The organism is Tabrizicola sp., assembly GCF_041919135.1.
In the GTDB taxonomy this organism is placed as follows: domain Bacteria; phylum Pseudomonadota; class Alphaproteobacteria; order Rhodobacterales; family Rhodobacteraceae; genus Tabrizicola.
In genome coordinates this window covers 1-21,219 of record NZ_JAYRUJ010000008.1, presented here as the reverse complement: position 1 = coordinate 21,219, position 21,219 = coordinate 1, and the positions used below count along the sequence as shown (strand labels likewise).

Annotated in this window: 18 protein-coding genes, 1 tRNA gene and 1 pseudogene; 11 read left to right on the top strand and 9 right to left on the bottom strand. The window is 69.5% G+C overall.

Translation table 11 applies throughout. The features are described from left to right. Position 1 precedes the first annotated feature (1 nt). Both ACE3UA_RS07940 and ACE3UA_RS07935 read right to left on the bottom strand, forming a co-directional pair. The gene (locus tag ACE3UA_RS07940) at positions 2-1,225 is read right to left on the bottom strand and encodes a carbohydrate ABC transporter permease (protein WP_374643882.1); all 1,224 of its coding nucleotides are present in this window, start codon (positions 1,223-1,225) and stop codon (positions 2-4) included. Positions 1,226-1,251: 26 nt separating this feature from the next. Continuing rightward, positions 1,252-2,598, bottom strand: a complete 1,347-nt coding sequence (locus ACE3UA_RS07935) for an ABC transporter substrate-binding protein (protein ID WP_374643881.1) — start codon at positions 2,596-2,598, stop codon at positions 1,252-1,254. A gap of 218 nt (positions 2,599-2,816) precedes the next feature. Between ACE3UA_RS07935 and ACE3UA_RS07930 the strand changes: the two genes are divergently transcribed. Together ACE3UA_RS07930 and ACE3UA_RS07925 are read left to right on the top strand one after the other, a co-directional pair. Then, positions 2,817-3,902 carry a LacI family DNA-binding transcriptional regulator gene (locus tag ACE3UA_RS07930; protein ID WP_374643880.1) on the top strand — a complete coding sequence of 362 codons (1,086 nt, stop codon included), beginning with the start codon at positions 2,817-2,819 and terminating at the stop codon, positions 3,900-3,902. Then, on the top strand, positions 3,899-4,870 hold the full coding sequence (locus ACE3UA_RS07925; RefSeq protein ID WP_374643879.1) for an ROK family protein: 972 nt from the start codon (positions 3,899-3,901) through the stop codon (positions 4,868-4,870). The genes ACE3UA_RS07930 and ACE3UA_RS07925 overlap by 4 nt, the downstream gene beginning before the upstream one ends. Here ACE3UA_RS07925 and ACE3UA_RS07920 read toward each other — a convergent pair. From ACE3UA_RS07920 to ACE3UA_RS07910, 3 genes are read right to left on the bottom strand one after another with little or no spacing between them, the layout of a single operon-like run. Continuing rightward, on the bottom strand, positions 4,867-5,340 hold the full coding sequence (locus ACE3UA_RS07920; protein ID WP_374643878.1) for a hypothetical protein: 474 nt from the start codon (positions 5,338-5,340) through the stop codon (positions 4,867-4,869). The two genes, ACE3UA_RS07925 and ACE3UA_RS07920, sit on opposite strands and share 4 nt — an antisense overlap. Further along, positions 5,334-6,221, bottom strand: coding sequence for a TPM domain-containing protein (locus tag ACE3UA_RS07915; RefSeq protein WP_374643877.1), 888 nt, complete (start codon positions 6,219-6,221; stop codon positions 5,334-5,336). The genes ACE3UA_RS07920 and ACE3UA_RS07915 overlap by 7 nt, the downstream gene beginning before the upstream one ends. Further along, a complete protein-coding gene (locus tag ACE3UA_RS07910) occupies positions 6,218-7,603 on the bottom strand; it encodes an aspartate aminotransferase family protein (RefSeq protein ID WP_374643876.1) in 1,386 nt (461 codons plus the stop codon). Before ACE3UA_RS07910 ends, ACE3UA_RS07915 begins: the two co-directional genes overlap by 4 nt. A gap of 120 nt (positions 7,604-7,723) precedes the next feature. On the opposite strand from ACE3UA_RS07910, the gene ACE3UA_RS07905 reads away from it, so the two are divergent. The 4 genes from ACE3UA_RS07905 to ACE3UA_RS07890 all read left to right on the top strand — a co-directional run bounded on the left by ACE3UA_RS07905 (position 7,724) and on the right by ACE3UA_RS07890 (position 12,487). After that, the gene (locus tag ACE3UA_RS07905) at positions 7,724-8,371 is read left to right on the top strand and encodes a DUF6778 family protein (protein WP_374643875.1); all 648 of its coding nucleotides are present in this window, start codon (positions 7,724-7,726) and stop codon (positions 8,369-8,371) included. Positions 8,372-8,557: 186 nt separating this feature from the next. After that, complete coding sequence (gene cysS / locus ACE3UA_RS07900; RefSeq protein ID WP_374643874.1) at positions 8,558-9,952, top strand: cysteine--tRNA ligase; 1,395 nt, start codon at positions 8,558-8,560, stop codon at positions 9,950-9,952. 163 nt (positions 9,953-10,115) lie between these two features. After that, complete coding sequence (gene cimA / locus ACE3UA_RS07895) at positions 10,116-11,738, top strand: citramalate synthase (RefSeq protein ID WP_374643873.1); 1,623 nt, start codon at positions 10,116-10,118, stop codon at positions 11,736-11,738. Continuing rightward, on the top strand, positions 11,735-12,487 hold the full coding sequence (locus tag ACE3UA_RS07890; RefSeq protein ID WP_374643872.1) for a squalene/phytoene synthase family protein: 753 nt from the start codon (positions 11,735-11,737) through the stop codon (positions 12,485-12,487). The genes cimA and ACE3UA_RS07890 overlap by 4 nt, the downstream gene beginning before the upstream one ends. Before the next feature lie 69 nt (positions 12,488-12,556). On the opposite strand, the gene ACE3UA_RS07885 is transcribed toward ACE3UA_RS07890, so the two are convergent. Continuing rightward, positions 12,557-13,765, bottom strand: a complete 1,209-nt coding sequence (locus ACE3UA_RS07885) for an MFS transporter (protein ID WP_374643871.1) — start codon at positions 13,763-13,765, stop codon at positions 12,557-12,559. Between the two features lie 83 nt (positions 13,766-13,848). On the opposite strand from ACE3UA_RS07885, the gene ACE3UA_RS07880 reads away from it, so the two are divergent. Next, positions 13,849-14,478 (top strand): DNA-3-methyladenine glycosylase, encoded by a 630-nt coding sequence (locus tag ACE3UA_RS07880; protein ID WP_374643870.1) that lies wholly within the window; start codon positions 13,849-13,851, stop codon positions 14,476-14,478. Beyond that, on the top strand, positions 14,475-15,128 hold the full coding sequence (locus ACE3UA_RS07875; protein WP_374643869.1) for an alpha/beta hydrolase: 654 nt from the start codon (positions 14,475-14,477) through the stop codon (positions 15,126-15,128). The genes ACE3UA_RS07880 and ACE3UA_RS07875 overlap by 4 nt, the downstream gene beginning before the upstream one ends. A gap of 52 nt (positions 15,129-15,180) precedes the next feature. Here ACE3UA_RS07875 and ACE3UA_RS07870 read toward each other — a convergent pair whose 3' ends face one another. After that, entirely contained in the window at positions 15,181-15,783 is a 603-nt protein-coding gene (locus ACE3UA_RS07870; protein ID WP_374643868.1) for an outer membrane protein, read from the bottom strand. Positions 15,784-15,964: 181 nt separating this feature from the next. Continuing rightward, entirely contained in the window at positions 15,965-17,770 is a 1,806-nt protein-coding gene (locus ACE3UA_RS07865; RefSeq protein WP_374643867.1) for an ABC-F family ATP-binding cassette domain-containing protein, read from the bottom strand. Positions 17,771-17,907: 137 nt separating this feature from the next. On the opposite strand from ACE3UA_RS07865, the gene ACE3UA_RS07860 reads away from it, so the two are divergent. The 3 genes from ACE3UA_RS07860 (at position 17,908) to ACE3UA_RS07850 (ending at position 20,814) form a co-directional block, all read left to right on the top strand. Beyond that, positions 17,908-19,956, top strand: coding sequence for an ASKHA domain-containing protein (locus ACE3UA_RS07860; RefSeq protein ID WP_374643866.1), 2,049 nt, complete (start codon positions 17,908-17,910; stop codon positions 19,954-19,956). A gap of 229 nt (positions 19,957-20,185) precedes the next feature. Then, positions 20,186-20,641, top strand: a complete 456-nt coding sequence (locus tag ACE3UA_RS07855; protein WP_374643865.1) for an anti-sigma factor domain-containing protein — start codon at positions 20,186-20,188, stop codon at positions 20,639-20,641. A 99-nt stretch (positions 20,642-20,740) separates the two neighbouring features. Then, positions 20,741-20,814: transfer RNA gene (locus ACE3UA_RS07850), tRNA-Gly, on the top strand. A 305-nt stretch (positions 20,815-21,119) separates the two neighbouring features. Here the strand turns inward: ACE3UA_RS07850 and ACE3UA_RS07845 are convergent. Next, positions 21,120-21,219: pseudogene (locus tag ACE3UA_RS07845) on the bottom strand (IS5/IS1182 family transposase); the annotation flags it as partial.

Sequence of the window (21,219 nt, the reverse complement as noted above, 5' to 3'; positions counted from 1 at the left end):
GTCACCGCATCTCCCGACGCGCGGTCCAGACGTTCCAGACCAGGATCGGCGCAACCAGCGCCAGGATGACCATGGCGGCGGCCGAGCCGACGCCCCAGTCCACCGCGACGAAAAGCTTGTCGTACATGTAGTTGGCCAGCACCTGCGTCTCCTGCTGGCCGCCGGTCATCGCCCGCACGATGTCGAAGACCTTCAGCACGGTGATGGTGATCGTGGTCCAGACCACCACGATCGTGCCCATGATCTGCGGCACCTTGATGCGGAAGAAGATCTGGAACGGACCCGCCCCGTCCAGGATCGCGGCCTCGACCGTTTCCTCCGGCACGCCGCGCAGCGCGGCCGAGAGGATGACCATGGCGAATCCGGTCTGCAGCCAGACCAGCACCGCCATCAGGAAGAAGTTGTTCCAGAACGGGATCTGCAACCAGAACTGCGGCTGGCCATAGGGCAGCTGCGCCGTCGCCGCGCCCCAGGCCCAGGACAGCGCGACCCAGACCAGCCAGATCCCCGGCGCCATGCCCAGCCCCCGCAGCACCCGGCCCGCCAGCCCTCGCCGCGCCAGCGCCCCGACCTGCCCCCAAAGCAGCCAGGCCAGCACAGCCGCCAGACCCAGCAGCAGCAGCGCCGGCAGCACCCGCAGCAGGATCACCGACCAGACCCCGCCCTCGAACCGCAGCCAGAGCGCGTTCAAGAGCCCGATCTGCGCCTGTCCCGCCTCGCGCGTGTCGTAGATCAGTTTCCAGATCACGCTCGCGCCCACGAAAGAAATCGCCATCGGCATGAAGATCAGCGATTTCGCAAGGTTCCCCCAGCGGATCCGGTCGGTCAACTGCGCCGCCAGCAGGCCAAATCCGGTGGACAGCGCCGGGACCACGACCAGCCACAGCAGGTTGTTGCGCAGGCTCTCCCAGAACTTCGCCTCGGCGAACATCGCGCGGTAATTGTCCAGGCCGACAAAGACCAGCGCGCCCCCCGTGTTCCGGTTCAGCGACAGCCAGGCCGTCGCGAAGACCGGATAGGCCAGGTAAAGCCCCAGCGCGAGCAGGGCGGGCAGCAGGAACAGCCAGGGCCGCAGCATGTTGGCCCGGCCGATGTTCCGCCCCGCCTGCGGCCCGCGCGCCGGAAAGACCACCTTGTCCAGCACAAGGTTCGATGCCCAGAAATAGCCGACGCAGCCGCCGACCCCGACGGCGATGGTCGCGAGCGCGAGGAACGCCTGCTCCATTCAGCCCTCCGCCCGCGTTCCGCGCCTCACTTCGGCCAGCTCGCCTGCACCGCCGCCGCGATCTCCCCGGCCGATTTGCCGCCGACGTAGTCGACCATCGCGGTCCAGAACGACCCCGCCCCCACCGCGCCCGGCATCAGGTCGGACCCGTCGAAGCGGAAGGTGGTGGCATTGGCCAGGATCTCGCCCTGCTTCTTCAGCGCGGCCGAGCCGTAGAGATCGGTGTTCACCGCCTTGTAGGGGGTGACAAAGCCGCTTTGCGCCATCCAGACCTCATGCGCGATCGGCGTCTTCAGCCAGTCGATGAAGGCCCGCGCCGCCGCGCTGTCGCGCATGATGAAGGCCAGCGTCCCCGCCCCCAGCACCGGCTGGCCCAGGTCCTTGTCGGCATAGGCCGGGAAGTAGAAGAAATCCGCATCCGTTCCCAGCTCCGTCCCCTCGGGGAAGAACGAGGGGATGAAACTCGCCTGCCGGTGCATGTAGCAGCCGGGCGGCGAGGTGAAGAGGCCCTTGGGGCTGTCGCGGAAATCGGTCGAGGCCACCGCCGCCGCCCCGCCCTGCACGAAGGCGTCGGTCCGGGCGAACCAGCCAAATTCCTCGATCGCGCCGATGACTTCCGGGCTGTCGAACGGCAGCGCATTCGTCACCCACTGGTCATAGACCTCGGGCGCCTGGGTGCGCAGCATCAGGTCCTCGACCCAGTCGGTCGCGGGCCAGCCCGTCGCCCCGCCCGAGGCCAGGCCGATGCACCAGGGCGTGCCGCCATCGGCCACGATCTTCTCGGTCAGCGCCTTCAGCTCCTCCATCGTGGCCGGGACCGCATAGCCCGCATCCTCGAAATTCTCCGGCACATACCAGACCAGCGACTTCACATCCGCCTTGTAGGGAAAGGCGAAGAACGCATCCGCCCCGTCCTTGCCCCGGTAGCTTCCCAGCGCGGCCCAGGATTCCCCCGCGCCGTAATTCTCGACCAGCCAGGCCCGCGCCTCCTCGCCCAAGGGCAGGATATGCCCCTTCGCCGCCAGATCCGCGATCAGCCCCGGCTGCGGCAGGATCGCCACATCGGGGGGCGAGCCCGCCTCGGCGTCGATGATGATCTGCTGCTCATAGCCCTCGGAGGAGGAATAGTTCACCTCGACGCCCGAGGCCGCCTCGAAATAGGCCAGCATGGATTCGACCAGCACCTGGTCCTCGCCGCGCCAGGGGCCGAAGATGGTCAGCACCTGGCCGTCAAGATTCGTGGCCGCGTCAAAGGCCCGGTAGCTTTCCCAGTTGAAGGCCCCCTCGCCCACCGGGAACTTCAGCTCCTGCGCCACCGCGCCGCCGGCCGAGAGCGCCAGCACCGCCGCGCCGGCAAGAAGGTCCGTCCGCATCTGCATCCCTCCCGATTTCCCGCGGCTCCGGCGGGCGCCTGCCAAGACCGGCCGGAATCGCCCCAAACCGCTTTGGATATGCCACCCTCACCGATCCCACCCCGCAAGTCAATCCGAACCGCCGTCGAATCCGCCCCCAGGCAGCGTTAACCTTTTGACCTCCCCCGCCCCGACCGGCTACTCTCTGCCGCGATTGAAACCGTTTTGGACCCGCGCCGATGAACCTCAAGGAACTCGCCACCCGGCTGGGGCTCTCGCCCACCACGGTGTCGCGCGCGCTGAACGGCTACCCCGAGGTGAACGAGGCCACCCGCGAGCGCGTGATCGCCGCCGCCCGGCGGCACGACTACCACCCCAACACCCGCGCCATCCGCCTGGCCACCGGCCGCGCCATGGCCGTGGGCCATGTCATCCCGATCGCCACGCGGCATGAGATCGTGAACCCCGTCTTCGCCGATTTCATCGCCGGCGCGGGCGAGGTCTACACCCGCAACGGCCATGACATGCTGCTCTGCATCGTCCCGGACGAGGACGAGGAAGCCACCTACCGCGCGCTGAAGGCGAAGGGCAATGTCGACGGCGTCATCGTCCACGCCCCCCGGCTGGACGACCCCCGCATCCCGCTCCTGCACCGGATCGGCCTGCCCTTCGTCGTCCACGGCCGCGCCACCGGCGCGACCCGGGCCTATTCCTGGCTTGACGTGAACAACCGCCGCGCCTTCCAGCGCGCCACCGAATTCCTGCTGGACCTCGGCCATGCCCGGATCGGCCTGATCAACGGGCTGGAGTTCATGGACTTCGCCATCCGCCGCCGCACCGGCTATCTCGACGCGCTGGCCGCGCGCGGCATCGCCCCCGATCCCGCGCTGATGTCCTCGGGCGAGATGACCGAGATCGCGGGCTTCCGCGCCGCGCAGGCCATGCTCGCCCTGCCCCGGCCGCCGACCGCGCTTCTCTGTTCCTCGATGCTTTCCGGCATGGGCGCCCGCCGCGCGGTGGAAGGCGCGGGCCTCGTCATAGGCCGCGACGTCTCGATCATCATCCATGACGACGACCTTTCCTACCTGAAGAACGGCGAGGAGGTGCCGATCTTCACCGCCACCCGCTCCTCCGTGCGCGAGGCCGGGCGGCTGGCCGCCGAGATGCTGCTCGGCCTCATCGCCCACCCCGACACCGGCCCGCAAGAGCGCCTGCTCGAGGCCGAGTTGATCATCGGCCAGTCCACCGGCCCCGCACCACTGGCGCAGCACCGCCAATCCCCCTATCACCAGGGGGTCCAGAACCCCGGGGGACCGCCCAGATGACGCTTGCCATCCTTGCCGACATCGGCGGCACCAATACCCGCGTTGCCCTGGCCGAGGGGCGGCAGGTCCGCCTCGACTCGATCCGCCGTTTCCCGAATGGCGATTATCAGGCGCGCGGACAGGATATTGCCCATGTCCTGCGCGACTATCTCGACCAGACCGGCGCCAAGGTGACCGGAGTCTGCGTCGCCGCCGCCGGTCCGGTGCAGGACGGGGTCGCGACGATGACCAATCTCGACTGGGTGATCGATACGGACAAGCTTGCCCGCGCGACCGGGGCCGCACGCGTCGCGATCCTGAACGACCTGCAGGCCCAGGGCCAGGCCTTGGGCCATATCCCGGCCGAGAAGCTGCGCCGCGTCATCCCCGGTCCCGCCGACACCGGCCCGATGCTGGTGGTGGGCCTTGGCACCGGCGTCAACGCCGCCCCCGTCCACCCCGGTCCGCAGGGCCGGGTCGTGCCGCCCTCGGAATGTGGCCATGTCAACATGCCCGTCCGCACCGAGGAGGACTTCCTCCTCGCCCGTTTCGTCGAGGCGAAGCTGCGCGCCGGGGGCGAGGCCCCGCATGCCGGGGTCGAGGAGGTCCTCGCCGGGCGCGGACTTGCCAACCTGCACGCCTTCGCCGCCCATGCCGCCGGCCATCCTTCCAGCCTCTCCTCCTCCGAGGTGCTGGCCGCGCTGGACCAGGGCGACGCCATCGCGGCCCATGCCGCCCGCCTCTACGTCCATATCCTGGGCCAGATGCTTGCCGATCTGGCGCTGATCCACCTGCCCTATGGCGGGATCTACCTGATCGGCGGCATGGCCCGCGCCATGACCCCGCATTTCCCCCGCTTCGGCCTGGAACAGCATTTCCGCGAGCCGCGCCGCGTCGACCTTCTGATGTCGGATTTTTCCGTGACCGTGGTCGAGGACGACTACGCCGCCCTCACCGGCTGTGCGGCCTATCTCGCCGCCACCAGCTAGGGACAGGGCACCGGGCGCAGCAGGAAGCTGCGGTCGTCGCCCCGGTCGCGCTCCAGCGTGACGAAGCCCGCCTCGTTCTCCAGCCCGATCCCACGGCTGCCGGTGCTGACCAGCACCGCCTTGCCCTTGCCCGGCTCGATGCTGAAGGCCCCGGCATCGCCCTCCATCGTGCAGTACAGCGTGTGTTCGATGTTCTCGCAGGAGGCCAGCGCCTCGAACGTGCCGCCGGGTGCGCCGCGCAGGGTCACGCTCAGCCAGAGGCCAAGGAAGGGCGCGGCCGCCTGCCGGTCGGGGCGCAGGGCCATCGCCGTCACCCGTTGCGCCGGATGCCTGGCCAGATGATCGGCCGTATAACTCCGCGCATAGCAGCGCGCATCGCTGGGGAACATCAGGTCGGTCGGGCTTTTCGCCAGCGCCGGCCCGGAAAGGCACATCAGGATCAGCGCCGAAGTCCTTGCACCACCTACCATTTGCCGCTCGCCCCCCCGCCCGAGGAGCGCCCGCCGCCAAAGCCGCCGCTGCGCCCGCCTCCGCCTCCGCCGCTCCGCCCCGACTGCGACCTGTCCCGGCGCGAGGTGGCGCGGATCGTGAAGGTCCGCCGGTCGGTAAAGCCGCAGCTTCCGCAGATCATGTGCTCGATCCCGCTGCCCGAGGACTGCTTGCCCGGCGGCGTGATCACCTCGCGCGTCCTGGTCAGGGTCTGCTCGCCGCATTTCGGACAGGTCCGCCGCGCGCGCGCGCGCCAGAGGACCAGCGAGAGCAGGCCACCGATCCCGCCCGAACCGGCGGCCCAGGGGGCGATCGCGCCGAACGCGCCGCCCTCGGGCTCGAATCCCTCGCTCAGGGTGACCGGACGCCCCGCCTGGAAGGGCACCACCAGCCGCTCGCGGGCCGAGGTGATCCCGGCCTCGATCCCGCCCGCCAGCCGGCCCGCGCGGAATTCCGGCAGGACGGCGGTGGTCAGGACCCGCGCCGCGCGCCCGTCATAGACGGCGTCATAGCCCGACCCCAGCGCGATCCGCGCCTCGCGCGGGCCGGTGACGACCAGCATCAGGATGCCGTCGTTGCGCTCTGCATCGCCCACGCCCCAGGCGTTGAACAGCGCCTTGGCGTAATCCTCCAGCCGCCGCCCCGCGCCGCCATGCTCGTCCAGCGAGGCCATGGTCACGACGACCATATGCACCCCGGTCTCGTCCCGCAGCGCCTGCAGCGCCCGGTCGATCCGCCCCTCCTCCGTCGCGTCCAGCACGCCCGCGAAATCCGAGACCTTGTCGCTCAGCGGCTGCGGCAGGTCCTGCGCAACAGCGGCCGCGGCCAGGCCGATCCAGAGGAAAAGGGCACGGAGAATCATCGGGCAAGCAACTCGTTGACGACCTTTGCGATCAGCATGACATCTTCGCGCGTGCAGTCAAACGATCCCACCTGCACCCGGATCGCAAACCGCCCGTCGACCCTGGTCTGGGTCAGGTATATCCGTCCGTCATCGTTGATCCGCGCCAGCAGCGCCTCGGTCGCCGCATCCGTGTCCAGCGCGAAACTGAACAGCGACAGCCGCGGCTCGGTCACGATCTCGACGCCCGGCAGCGCCGCCAGCCGGTCGCGCGCCTCCGCCGCCCAGGCGATATGGTTGCGGATCCGCGCGCGCAACCCCTCCAGCCCATAGGCCCGCAGCACGAACCACAGCTTCAGCGCCCGGAACCGGCGGCCAAGCGGCACGGTCCATTCGTTGAAATTGACGATCTCCTCCCGCCCCGCCGTCTCCAGATAGGTCGGCCGCAGGCCCAGCGTGCGCACCTGCGCCCCCGGATCGCGCATGAACTGGACCGAGCAGTCGAACTGCACCCCCAGCCATTTGTGCGGGTTCAGCACCACCGAATCCGCGCCCTCGATCCCGGCCCAAAGCCCGCGGAACTCCGGGCAGATCATCGCCGAGCCCGACCAGGCCGCGTCGACATGGCTGGGGACCCCCTCCTCGCGGCAGACCGCCAGGCAGTCGGCGATCCGGTCGAAGGCCCCGACACTCGTGCCGCCCGCGCAGAGGATCACCCCGGCGGGCAGCATCCCCGCCTCGCGGTCCGCCCTTATCGCCGCGCGCAGGGCCGCCCCGGTCATCGCCCGCGCGCCGTCGGTCGCCACCTTCACCAGGTTGCGCTGCCCGATCCCCGCCACCCGGATCGCCTTGTCCACGCTCGAATGCGTCTCGGCGCTGGCGTAGAAGCGCAGGACCGGCCCGCCCGACAGCCCCTCCTCCAGCCCCTTCCACCCCAGCGCGCGCTCGCGCATCGTCAGCACCGCCGACAGCGTCGCCACCGTCGCCGTGTCATGGATCGTGCCGACGAACCCCTCCGGCAGGCCCACCGCCTGGCGCAGCCAGTCCATCATCACCTGCTCGACCTCGGTCGCGGCCGGAGAAGTCTGCCAGATCAGCGCGTTGCAGCCCATCGCATTGACCAGCTGCTCGGCCAGCATGCTGGCCGGCGCGGCATTGGCCGGGAAATAGGCGAAGAAGCCCGGGTGCTGCCAATGCGTCATGCCCCCCGGCACGATCCGCTCGAAATCGGCCCAGATCGCCTCCATCGGCTCGGCCGCCTCGGGCGGGGCGCCCGGCAACTGCCGCGCCACCGCACCCGGCACCAGCGGCGCGCGCACGGGACGGTCGCGCAGACCGGCATGGTAATCCGCCGCCCAGTCCGCCGCCCGCTTCGACCACAACCGCAGGTCCTCGTGATCCATCTCGTCTTCCCCCATTTGCGCGCAACAAGGCATGATCACGGCAAAACCGCAACCGCCTGCCTGATCCCGACACGCCGCCTCCTTGTTGCGGCCATCGTCCTTTCTTAAGGATGGGCGCCGATGATCGTCGAATCTGCCAGTAAGGTGTTGCCCATGTTCGTCACCCGCCGCTTCGCCCTTCTCGGGGCCGCCGGACTTCTGCTCTCCGCCTGCGTGGGCGCCAGTTTCAAGACCGATTACGACCCGCTGCCCGCCAGCACCTCCGGGTCCTGGCGTCTCGCCGATGTCCGCGTCACCGTGCCTCGCTCGCTTTCGGTCAGCGAGGCGAAGACGCTCCTGCCCGACGCCGACATCGTCTGGCGTGAGGATCCGATGGGCGACCGCCATGCCCAGGTGGCCGCGATCATCGACGCCGCCGTCACCCGTGGCGCCCAGGGCCTGCGCGGCAAGCGGCCGGTCCGTATCGACGTCACCGTGACCCGCTTTCACGCCCTCACCTTCGAGGCCGAAACCCGCGGCCAGAACTGGGGCGTCCACAACGTCGACTTCATCGCCCAGGTCACCGACGCCGCCACCGGCGAGGTGCTGGTTCCCCCCAGCCCGATCCGGGCCGAGCTTCCCGCCCTCGCAGGCCAGGAGATGCGCCAGGCGCGGCAAAGGGGCATCACCCAGAAGTCGATGATCACCGACCATGTCGCCCGCACCGTGGCCGGCTGGCTGGGCATCGGCCCCGACAACCGCGGCGAATTCAACCGCCAGGGCAATTGATCCCGCCCGCCTGCCCTCCCTCCGGCTTGCGCGCCGCTGCCCGGCCGTGCTAGGCCCGGCGCATGACGACGTTGCAGAACCTCCGCATCTGCTGCATTACCCGCTGACCCAAGGGCGCGGGCGCTTCGTCATTCCCATGGATGAGTGAACCCCGCGCCAAGGGCCGCGCGTTCAGGAACGACTGACATGCTGACCATCCGCCTGACCAATTCCAAGACCCGCCGGAAGGAGGATTTCGTTCCGATCGACGACCGGAACGTGCGGATGTATGTCTGCGGCCCCACCGTCTATGACCGCGCGCATCTGGGCAACGCCCGCCCCGTGGTGGTCTTCGACACGCTCTACCGGCTCTTGCGCCATGTCTACGGCACGGGGCATGTCACTTATGTCCGCAACTTCACCGACGTGGACGACAAGATCAACGCCGAGGCCCTTCGGCGGCAGCAGGCGGGGGCCGCCGGCACGCTGGAGGAACTGATCCGCGAGCGGACCGAGGAGACCATCGCCTGGTATCACGCCGACATGGATGCGCTGGGGGCCCTGCGGCCAACGCATGAACCCCGCGCGACCGAATTCATCGGCCAGATGATCGCGATGACCGAGGGCTTGATCGCCTCCGGCCATGCCTATGCCGTCGAAGGCCATGTGCTGTTCCGGGTGCGGTCCTACAAGGACTATGGCAAGCTCTCCGGCCGCTCGGTCGACGACATGATCGCCGGCGCAAGGGTCGAGGTCGCGCCGTTCAAGGAAGACCCGATGGATTTCGTGCTGTGGAAGCCGTCTTCGGGTGAGGAGCCCGGCTGGGCCTCGCCCTGGGGCAAGGGACGCCCCGGCTGGCACATCGAATGCTCGGCCATGGCGCATGAACTGCTGGGGGACAGCTTCGACATCCACGGCGGCGGGCTGGACCTGCAATTCCCCCACCACGAGAACGAGATCGCCCAGTCGGCCTGCGCCCATCCCCATGGCGACTTCGCGCATTACTGGCTGCACAACGAGATGTTGCAGGTCGAGGGCAAGAAGATGTCCAAGAGCCTGGGCAATTTCTTCACCGTGCGGGATCTGCTGGACCAGGGCATCCCGGGCGAGGTGATCCGCTTCGTGCTGCTGATGACGCATTACCGCAGCCCGATGGACTGGACCGCCGAGAAGGCGCGGCAGGCCGAGGCGACGCTGCGCAAGTGGCGGGCGGCGACGGCTGCGGTCGCGGCCTCCTATCCGCTGCCCGGCGTGGTGGAGGCCTTGGCCGACGACCTGAATACCGCCGGTGCGCTCGCGGCGCTGCACGCGGCAGCGGGCGCGGGCGATTGGGCCGGGGTCAAAGCCTCTGCCGGCCTGCTGGGCCTGTTGTCCGATGCGCTGGGGGGCTGGGCCTCGACCCCCGAGGTGGACCTCAGCGTGCAGACCGAACAGCTTGCCTCTCTCCGCGCCGCCGCGATGGCCTCCAAGGACTTCTCCGCCGTCGACGCCCTCAAATCCGCCCTGATCGCCGCCGGGGTCGAGGTCCGCATGTCCAAGGCCGGGGTAGAGCTTGTCCCCGGTCCCGATTTCGACCCCGCGAAGCTGGAGGCGCTGCCGTGACAATTCCTGCGCCGACACCAAATTTCTTGAGTAAGAAATTTGCCAAAATCCTTCCTCAAGGATTTTGCTTCCAAGGGCAGGCGCTGGTTAACACCATCCTAACGCGCCCGCGCAACCCGTTGAAATCGCTCACCCCGAAACCCTGTCCACCGTGGACACGCCCATGACCCGCGACCGCCTCTTCCTCTTCGACACCACGCTGCGCGACGGCCAGCAGACCCAGGGCGTCCAGTTCTCCACCGCCGAGAAGACCCAGATCGCCCGGGCCCTCGACCGGCTCGGGGTCGACCATATCGAGGGCGGCTGGCCCGGCGCGAACCCGACCGACAGCGACTTCTTCGCCGCCCCTCCGGCGACCCGCGCCACCCTCACCGCCTTCGGAATGACCCGCCGCGTCGGCCGCTCGGCCGAGAACGACGACGTGCTGGCGGCGGTCCTGAACGCCGGCACCCCCGCCGTCTGCCTGGTCGGCAAGACCCATGATTTCCATGTCACCACCGCCCTAGGCGTCACGCTGGAGGAGAACCGCGAGGCCATCGCCAGCTCGATCCGCCACCTGGTCGCCAGGGGCCGCGAAGCCCTGTTCGACGCGGAACATTTCTTCGACGGCTACCGCGCCAACCCCGGCTACGCCCTCTCTTGCCTGCAGGCCGCGCTTGACGCCGGGGCGCGCTGGGTCGTCCTCTGCGACACCAATGGCGGCACGCTTCCCGCCGAGGTCGGCCGCATCACCGCCGAGGTGATCGCCGCTGGCATCCCCGGCGAAAGGCTTGGCATCCACTGTCACGACGACACCGGCAACGCCGTCGCCAACTCGCTGGCCGCCGTGGAGGCGGGCGCGCGGCAGATCCAGGGCACGCTGAACGGATTGGGCGAACGCTGCGGCAATGCGAACCTGACGACGCTGATCCCGACGCTCCTCCTCAAGGAACCCTACGCCAGCCGCTTCCAGACCGGCGTCACCCGCGAGGCGCTGGCGGGCCTCCTGAAGACCAGCCGGATGCTGGACGACATCCTGAACCGCGTTCCCCTGCGGTCGGCCCCCTACATCGGCGCCTCGGCCTTCGCCCACAAGGCGGGGCTGCATGCGAGCGCGATCCTGAAGGATCCGACGACCTACGAACACATCGACCCCGCGCTGGTCGGCAACGAACGCGTCATCCCGATGTCGAACCAGGCGGGCCTGTCGAACCTGCGCGCCCGGCTGGCCGCCGCCGGGATCGAGGCCGATCCGAAGGATGCGCGCCTCGGCCGCATCATCGAGGTGGTGAAGGAACGCGAGGACCAGGGCTATGCCTATGACGGCGCGCAGGCGAGCTTCGAGCTGGTCGCGCGGCGCGAGCTGGGCCTCTGCCCGGAGTTCTTCGAGGTCAAGCGGTATCGGGTGACGGTCGAGCGGCGGAAGAACAAGTACGACCGGATGATCTCGCTCTCCGAGGCGGTGGTGGTGGTCAAGATCGGCGACCGCAAGAACATGTCGGTCAGTGACAGCATGGACGACACCGGCCAGGACCGGGGCCCGGTCAACGCGCTGGCGAAGGCGCTGGGGAAGGATCTTGGCCCCTACCAGGCCTGCATCGACGACATGAAGCTGGTGGATTTCAAGGTCCGCATCACCAATGGCGGCACCGAGGCGGTGACGCGGGTCATCATCGACAGCGAGGATGGCCAGGGTCGGCGCTGGTCGACGGTGGGGGTCAGCGCCAACATCGTCGACGCCTCGTTCGAGGCGCTGCTCGATGCGATCCAGTGGAAGCTGATCCGCGACATCGGAACCCCGACATGAGTATCGAGGCCTGCGCGGGACTGGTGCAACGCGGCGATCCCGACCGCTTCCTGGCGGTGATGGCCGCCCCCCTTGACGCCCGCGCGCAGCTTCTGCCGCTTTATGCCTTCAACCTCGAGGTCGCCCGCGCCCCCTGGGTGACGCAAGAGCCGCTGATCGCCGAGATGCGGCTGCAATGGTGGCGCGACGTGGTGGAGAACGCGGCCTCGGGTGCCGCGAAGGCGCATGAGGTGGCGGGGCCGCTGCACGAGCTGATCCGGGATTTCGGCCTGCCGGTCGATGTGCTGGACCGGCTGATCGCCGCCCGGCGCTGGGACATCCATCGCGACCCGCATGCGGGGCCGGAGGCGCTGGCGGAATATCTGGAGGACACCGGCGCCGGGCTGATGTGGCTGGCGGCGCGGGCGCTGGGCGCGCCGGACGGGGCCGAGACCGCGGTCCGGGCCTATGGCTGGGCCTCGGCGGCGGCGGGGTATCTGCGGGCGGTCCCGGAGCTGGAGGCGCGCGGGCGGCAGCCCTTGCCGCAGGGGATGGGCGTGCAGGATCTGGCGCAGCGAGGGCTGGAACGGCTGGCCGAGGCGCGGGCGGCGCGGCGGACGGTTCCGAAGGCCGTTGCCCCGGCGCTTCTGGCAGGATGGCAGGCGGAAGGCGTTTTGCGTCAGGTGGTTGCGGGGCAAGGCTCATCCGATCCGTCCGAGGCGCGCAAGCGCGGGCGGCTGCTGTGGCAGGCCTTCACCGGGCGCTGGTAGCTGCTCCTCGTGCGACTTCGTCGTCTCGTCGCGGCGACGAGCGCATGAAATGCGACGAGGAGCGAGGCCTCAGGCCCGGCGCGACTCCTGCGGGCGCAGCCAGAGCCAGATCAGCGCCCCGCCGGCGAGGATCAGGAAGGGCAGCATCGCCAGGTTGACCATTTGCCAGCCGGCCTGAACCGAGCCGCCCGAGCAGTTCATCAGCCCGCCCGAGGAGAAGCTCGCCAGCGTCACGCCGCCGAAGACCACCAGGTCGTTCAGCCCCTGCAACCGGCCGCGTTCCTCGGGGCGTTGCGCCGAGGTCAGCATCGTGGTCGCGCCGATGAAGCCGAAGTTCCAGCCGAGGCCGAGGAGCATCAGCGCGATGAAGAAGTTCTCAAGCTGCACCCCGGCCATGGCGACGGCCCCGGCCCCGGCCAGGATGGTCAGGCCGAGGGCGATGATCCGTTCGGTCCCGAAGCGGGCGATCAGGTGGCCGGTGAAGAACGAGGGCGCATACATGGCCAGCACATGCGCGGTCACCACGTCGGCGGCGTCGCCCTTGTCGAAGCCGCAGCCGACCACCGCCAGCGGCGAGGAGGTCATCACCAGGTTCATCAGCGCATAGGAGACCGTGGCGCAGATCATCGCGACCAGGATCGTCGGATTGCGCAGAAGCTCTCCGCGCGTGCGCCCCATCGGGGTGCCCTCGGCCGGGGGTCTCGGCTTCGGGATGTCGAGGGCGAGGAACAGGAAGGAGCCGGCGAGATTCAGCAGGATGACGACGAGGTAGGAGCCCAGGAAGGGCACCGCCATCTCGTCTGCCGTGAACTTCACCAGTTGCGGCCCGACGACGGCCGAGAGAAGGCCGCCCGCCATGACCCAGCTGATCGCCTTGGGCCGGAAAGCCTCGGACGCGGTATCGACGGCGGCGAAGCGATAAAAACCGTTGGCGGACATGTAGATGCCCGAGAACAGCGCCCCGATGCAGAAGATCGGGAAACTGCCGGCCGACAGGCCCCAGGCCCCGATTGCGGCCCCGGCGGCGCCACCGGCCGCGCCGAAGAAAAAGCCTGCCCGGCGGCCGAAACGCTGCATGATGGCCGAGATCGGGGTCGCGGTCAGCATCGAGCCGACGACCATCATGGTGACCGGAAGCGTCGCCCAGCAGATGTTCGGCGCCAGGAGCGACCCGGCCAGCCCGGCGATGGTGAAGATCATCGGCAGCTGCGCGCCGAGGATGGCCTGGGCGGCGACGAGGACGAGGACGTTGCGGCGGGCGGTGGAGTCGCTGGTCATGGCGGTATCGGTAGAACCGGCCGACCGGATCGGCAAGCGGAAAGGGCGGTTGCCTCCGGCGGGGATATTTGGGAACAGAAGAAATGGCGGGCCGGATCATCACATCGCTGGATTGCGTGGCCGAGGGGGCGGAATGGCTCGCGGCGCGGGAGCCCGTCTTTGCGCGGGCCTTGCCGCTGGTCGGCGCGCTGCCCTTGCGGCGCGAGGCGGACGGGTTCGCGGCGCTTCTGCGGGCGATCGTGGGCCAGCAGGTTTCGGTCGCCAGCGCGCGGGCGATCTGGGGGCGGCTCGAGGGCGCGGGGCTGACCGATGCGGCGGCCATGGCGGCGGCCACCGACGAGGAGTTGCGGGCGGCGGGACTGAGCCGGCAGAAGGCGCGCTATGGCCGGGCATTGGCGCAGGCCGGCATCGATTTCGACGGCCTGCGCGGCGTTCCCGATGCCGAGGTCGTGAAGACGCTGGTCGCCGTGCCGGGGATCGGGGTCTGGACGGCCGAGATCTATGCGATGTTCGCGCTGGGCCGGGCGGATGTCTTCGCGCCCGGCGACCTTGCCCTGCAGGAGGCGGCGCGGATGCTGTTCGGGCTGGAGGCGCGGCCCTCGGAGAAGGGCTTGCGCGCGATGGCCGAGGACTGGTCGCCCTGGCGCTCGGTTGCGGCGCGGATCCTCTGGGCCTACTACCGGGTGGCGAAGGAACGCGAAGGGGTGATGTGATGCGGGAATTGCGGTTCGGCCGGAAGGGACCGGCGAAGGCGGGGGCGCTGGTGGTCTTCCTGCACGGCTATGGCGCGGACGGGGCGGATCTTCTGGGCCTCGCGGATGTGCTGGCGCCGCATCTGCCCGGCGTGGCCTTCCTGGCCCCCGACGCGCCCGAGCCCTGCCAGGGCGGCGGTTTCGGCTGCCAGTGGTTCCCGATCCCCTGGCTCGACGGCTCCTCGCCCGAGGCGGCGGAGGCGGGGTTGCGGGCGGCGGCGCGGGACCTGAACGGGTTCCTCGACGCGCGCCTGGCCGAGGAGGGGCTGACCCCCGACCGGCTGGTGCTGGTGGGCTTCAGCCAGGGCGCGATGCTGAGCCTGGAGGTCGCGCCGCGCCGGCCCGAGGCGGTGGCGGGCGTGGTGGCGATCTCGGGGCGGATGCTGCGGCCCGAGGCGCTGGCGGCAGAAGCGGTTGTGAAGCCGCCGGTCCTTCTGATCCACGGCGACCAGGACCCGGTGGTGCCTTTTGCCGACATGGCCAAGGCCGGCGACGCGCTGGTGGCGGCGGGGTTCCGGACCTGGGGCCATGTGATGAAGGGCACCGGCCACGGGATCGCACCCGACGGGCTGGGCGTGGCGCTGCAGTTCATCCGCGAGCGGCTGGCGTAACGAAAAGGGCCGCCCCCTGCCGGGAGCGGCCCCTGATGCGGTGCCGGATGGCTTAGAAGCGCATCGAGACCTTGGCTTGCAGCGTGTTCACGTCGAAGTCGGTGCCCGTGCCGTCGAAATCGTCGAACTGGTGGTGCAGGACCTCGGCGCCGACGGTCCAGCGGTCGGAGACGGCATAGTCAAGCCCGGCGCCCAGGAACCAGCCGGTGTCCGACAGGTCCGCACCCGTCGTACCATCCGTCGCGCTGGCATGGGCTGCGCCAAGCGCGCCGTACACCAGGCTGCGGCCCATCTCGGTGCCGACAAGCAGCTTCAGGCGGGTCATGTCGTCCAGCGTGTCGCCGGCGTCGCCCAAGTCGATGTCGGCCGAGTCATAGCTGACTTCCGCGCCGGCGATCACGTTGCCGAAATCCCAGAGGTAGCCGCCGTGGATACCGCCGAGGAAACCGTTGCCGTCAAGGCCGGCGTCGTTCGAATCGACATCGGCATAGCCCAGCTGGACACCGGCATAGGCGCCCGACCAGTCGATGCCGGGGGCGACGACCGGCGTCACCACCGGAGCCACGGTGGGCTCGGGCTCGACGGCGATGGGGCCGCCGGCGAGGGCGGGCGAAGCGATGGCGACGGTGGCCAGAAGTGCTGCGATAGATCTCATCTTTGTCTCCTTGTTCCGGCGGTCCGGGCGATGAAGTCCGGACGGCTCGCGCAGGATGTGGGACGCCGGACGGTCGAGGACAATCCCCGATCACGCGGCGTTGAAGTCACCCGTTCAACTTGCGCGGGATCTGGCGCATCGTTTCAAGGGGTGTCGGCCGGTTCTCGCCGGTTCCCCGGGCTCAGGCCCGGTCGGCAAGATCCAGCCACTCGCCTTCGGCCGCCTCCAGCGCGGTCTGGCGCTCGGCCAGGACCTCGGTCGCCTTGCGGAACTTGACCGGCTCGCGGGTGAAAAGCTCGGGATCGGCCAGGAGGCTGGAAAGCTTGCCGATCTCGCCCTCCAGCCGCTCGATCAGCGCGGGAAGCTCCTCCAGCCGCTTGCGCTCGGTGAAGCTCAGGCCCTGGGCCCTGGCCGCCTCGGCCTTCGCTGCGGCCGCAGGGCGCGGCGCGGGGCGATCCGGGGGGGCGGCGGGCGCTGGCTCGGGGCGCTGTGCCGCATAATCGGACCAGCCGCCGGGGTAGACCGTCGCCCTGCCCTGCCCCTCGAGCGCGACGGTGGTGGTCGCCACCCGGTCGATGAAATCGCGGTCGTGGCTGACCAGCAGGACCGTCCCGTCATAATCGCCAAGGATGTCCTGCAGAAGGTCCAGCGTCTCCACGTCCAGATCGTTCGTCGGTTCGTCCAGGATCAGGAGATTCGAGGGCTGCGCCATCAGCTTGGCCAGGAGGAGCCGCGCCTTCTCGCCCCCCGACAGGCTGCGGACCGGGGCGCGGGCCTGGATGTCGTCGAAGAGGAAGTCCTTGAGATAGCCCACCACATGCCGGGGCTGGCCGCGCACCATCACCTGATCCGCCGCGCCCGAGACGCGCATCAGCGGATCGCCGGTCAGGTTGTCCCACAGGCTCGCCTCGGGGTCGAGCCGGGCGCGGGTCTGGTCGAAGACCGCGATCTCAAGGTTAGTGCCCAGCGTCACGCGGCCCTGGTCCGGTTGAACCTCGCCGGTCAACAGCTTGAGAAGCGTGGTCTTTCCCACCCCGTTCGGCCCGACGAAGGCCACCCGGTCGCCGCGCAGGATGCGCAAGGAGAAGTCGCGGATGATGGTCTTGTCGCCATAGGTCTTCCAGATCCCCTCGGCCTCGATCACCTTCTTGCCCGAGGTGGTGCCCGCGTCGAAGGCCAGCGCCGCCGTGCCCTGACGCCGGATCTGCGCCGCCCGGTCGGCGCGCAGCTGTTGCAGGGCGCGGACCCGGCCCATGTTGCGCTTGCGCCGGGCCGAGATGCCCTCGACCGCCCATCGCGCCTCGGCCTTGATCTTGCGGTCGAGCTTGTGGCGGGCCTCGTCCTCTTCGGCCCAGACGGTCTCGCGCCAGTCCTCGAAGCCCTGGAAACCGGACTCGCGCCGGCGCAGGACGCCGCGGTCGAGCCAGAGCGTCGCCTTCGTCAGCGCCCGCAGGAAGGCGCGGTCGTGGCTGATCAGGACGAAGGCGGCGCGGGTGCCGCGCAGTTCCGCCTCCAGCCATTCGATCGCCTGGATGTCGAGGTGGTTGGTCGGCTCGTCCAGCAGCATCAGCTCGGGCGCCTCGGCCAGCAGCTTGGCCAGCGCGGCGCGGCGGCGCTCGCCGCCCGATGCGGTGGCGACCGGGGTCTCGGGGTCGAACTTCAGCCCCTCGGCCACCACGGCAAGCCGGTATTCCTGCCCGTCCGGCAGGGCCGAGGCCGCGAAATCGCCCAGCGTGGCGAAGCGCGACAGGTCCGGGTCCTGCTCCATGTAGCCCACGGTCACGCCGGGCGGCACGCTGCGGCTTCCGGCGTCGGGCTCGACCATCCCGGCCATCAGCTTCATCAGCGTCGACTTTCCGCTGCCGTTGCGCCCGACCAGCGCCAGCCGGTCGCCGGGCTGCACGGTCAGCGAGACCTGGTCCAGCAGGGGATTGCCGCCGAAGGTCAGCGAGACGGAGTTCAGTTGCAGAAGCGGTGCGCGTGCCATGGGCGCGAGGTAGAGGGCCGCGCGCCCCGCGTCAACGACCTGCCGTGCCGGATTAGGTGCCGGACCTGCCGCTTCCGGTCCTTGCATCCGGCCCGTCCCGGTTTACAACCGGCTGGCGCTAGCAGACGGGGCCCGAAATGACTGCCGAGACGAACGATGCACTGGTGATCTTCACGCCCTCGGGCAAGCGGGGCCGTTTCGCCCTGGGCACCCCGGTCCTGACGGCCGCGCGGCAGCTGGGCGTGGACCTGGATTCGGTCTGCGGCGGGCGCGGCATCTGCTCGAAATGCCAGATCACGCCGGGCTATGGCGAGTTTCCCAAGCATGGCGTCACCGTCGACGAGGATGCGCTGAGCGAATGGAACGCGGTCGAGGACCGCTACAAGCGCATCCGCGGCCTGATCGACGGCCGCCGGCTGGGCTGCCAGGCCAAGGTGATGGGCGACGTGGTGATCGACGTGCCGCCGGAAAGCCAGGTCCACAAGCAGGTCATCCGCAAGTCGGCGACCGAGCGGGTCATGGTCATGGACCCCGCCACCCGCGCCGTCTATGTCGAGGTCGAAGAGCCCGACATGCACGAGCCGACCGGCGATTTCGAGCGCCTGGCCCGCGCGCTGGCCGCGCAATGGCAGGTCGAGAAGATCGAGGCCGACCTGTCCGTCCTGCGCCGCCTGCAACCCGTGCTGCGCAAGGGCGAGTTCAAGGTGACGGTCGTCCTGCACAAGGGCAACCACGACAGCACGACGCGCGTGCTGGACATCTTCCCCGGCTTCCACGAGGGGCCGCTTCTGGGCATGGCGGTCGACCTCGGCTCGACCACCATCGCGGCGCATCTGTGCGACCTGACCGACGGGCGGGTGCTGGCCTCCAGCGGGTTGATGAACCCGCAGATCCGCTTTGGCGAGGACCTGATGAGCCGGGTCTCCTATGCGATGATGAACCCCGGCGGCGACATCGAGATGACCCGCGTCGTGCGCGAGGCGATCAACACGCTGGCGCAGGCGGTCGCCGGGGAGGCGGGCGTCGATCCGGCCGCGATCTACGAGATGGTGATCGTCTTCAACCCGGTCATGCACCACCTGTTCCTGGGCGTCGATCCGGTCGAACTCGGCCAGGCCCCCTTCGCGCTGGCGACCTCCGGCAGCCTGTCGCTGGATGCCCGCGACCTGGACCTCACGAACCTGAACCGCACCGCCCGGGTCTATGTCCTGCCCTGCATCGCGGGCCATGTCGGCGCGGATGCCGCGGCGGTGGCATTGTCCGAGGAGCCGAACAAGTCCAGGGACATGGTGCTGATCGTCGATGTCGGCACCAATGCCGAGATCCTGCTCGGCAACGAGACGCGCGTTCTTGCCTGTTCCTCGCCCACCGGCCCGGCCTTCGAGGGGGCGCAGATCTCCAGCGGCCAGCGCGCCGCGCCGGGCGCGATCGAGCGGGTCGAGATCGACCCCGTCACCAAGGAGCCGCGCTTCCGGGTGATCGGGTCCGAGGTCTGGTCCGACGATCCCGCCTTTGCCGAGGCCACGAAGGCGACCGGCGTCACCGGCATCTGCGGCTCGGGCATCATCGAGGCGGTGGCCGAGATGCGGACGGCGGGGCTGGTCGATCCCGGCGGGCTGATCGGCGGCCCGGACCAGACCGGCAGCGCGCGCTGCGAGCCGCATGGCCGGACCTATGGCTACCTGCTGCATGACGGCAGCGCCGAGGGGGGGCCGCGGATCAGCGTGCTGCAGGGCGACATCCGGGCGATCCAGCTGGCGAAATCGGCGCTTTACGCCGGCGCGCGGCTGCTGATGGACGAGATGGGCGTGGACAGCGTGGACCGGGTGACGCTGGCGGGGGCCTTCGGCGCGCATATCAGCCCGAAGCATGCCATGATCCTGGGCATGATCCCCGACGTGCCGCTGGAGAAGGTCACCAGCGCGGGCAACGCGGCCGGGACCGGGGCGCGGATCGCGCTGTGCAGCGTCGCGGCGCGCGACCAGATCGAGGCCACGGTGCACGAGATCCACAAGGTCGAGACCGCGATCGAGCCGCGCTTCCAGGAGCATTTCGTCAACGCGAACGCCATTCCCCATGCGGTCGATCCGTTCCCGAACCTGGGCAGCATCGTCAGCCTGCCCGAGGTCAGCTTCAATCCGAAGTCCGGCGGCGACGAGGGCGGGCGCAGGCGGCGGCGCGGCTGACCCCTCCGCATTCGCCCTTCTCGTTCGCCCTTCTCGTTCGCCCTTCTCGTTCGCCCTTCTCGTTCGCCCTTCTCGTTCGCCCTTCTCGTTCGCCCTTCTCGTTCGCCCTCCTCGTTCGACTGCGTCTCCTCGTCGGCTGGCCCCGGCGAGGAGTGCATGCAATGCATCGACGATGCCATCCGCCAGAACCAGGCCTTGCACCATGGGCCAGAACCCGTAACCTCGCGGCATGGATGACCCTGCCGCCGAGTTGACCGCACCTGCGCCGACCCTGCGCCCAAAGCGCGGCCTGCCCCTCTTGCGCCGGCTTTCCGGCATGACCGTCGCCGCCGTCATGGTGATCGCGGCGCTGGTGACGCTCGGCCCGCCCGAACGGCTGCCGGTGGCGCTCCTGGCCACCGCCGACAGGCGCCTGGCCTATGAGGTGACCAGCCTTGGCGACACGCTGCATGTCGCGCGGGTGGCGGGCGTCCCGGCGGTCGAGGGCCAGGTGCACGAGCTTTGGGTGATCGCCCCCGGAGAGGCGCCGGTCTCGCTGGGCCTGCTGCGGGAGGCGCCGCTCGTCGTCTCCTCTCCGGCGCCCCCGGCGGGCTGGATGCTGGCCGTCTCGGTCGAGCCCGCGGGCGGCTCCCCCACCGGGCATCCGACCGGCCCGGTGATCCTGACCATGAAGATCGGGACCTGACGCAATCCCCGCCCCACCGGACGGTCGCCAGGCCTCGCTTCTTCCCTGCCGCAACCGCCTTGACCTCGGCCCGCGCTTCGCTTAGGTCAGGGCCAACGCGCGGGTGTAGCTCAATGGTAGAGCAGAAGCTTCCCAAGCTTACGACGAGGGTTCGATTCCCTTCACCCGCTCCATTTGGCCCTTGTCCTGGCCTTTTTTCTCGATAATTCAAGCCATTACGGTTCCTTCCGGTACACACCGAGGAACACACGGGGCACACATGGGACTTGTTTTGAAGCACGTCGAACGCACGAAAGCGGGCAGTTGGCAGTATCGCCGGAGGGTGCCCAAGGAAGTTTCCGCGACCATCCCCAAGCGGGAGTTCAAGCGGAAGCTGGGAGATTCGGAGCGAGAGGCCCTTGCGGCCTATCCCCGGTATCATGCCGAAGTGGAGAAAGAGATTGCCGAGGCCAAGCTAGGGTCAGGACTCGTTCTCGGATCATAGCCAGAACATGACGGTTGCGGCGAGTGCGACGGCGGAGAGGAAGACTTTTGGGCATCTATCGTAGCGGGTCGCGACCCTGCGCCAGTCCTTCAGA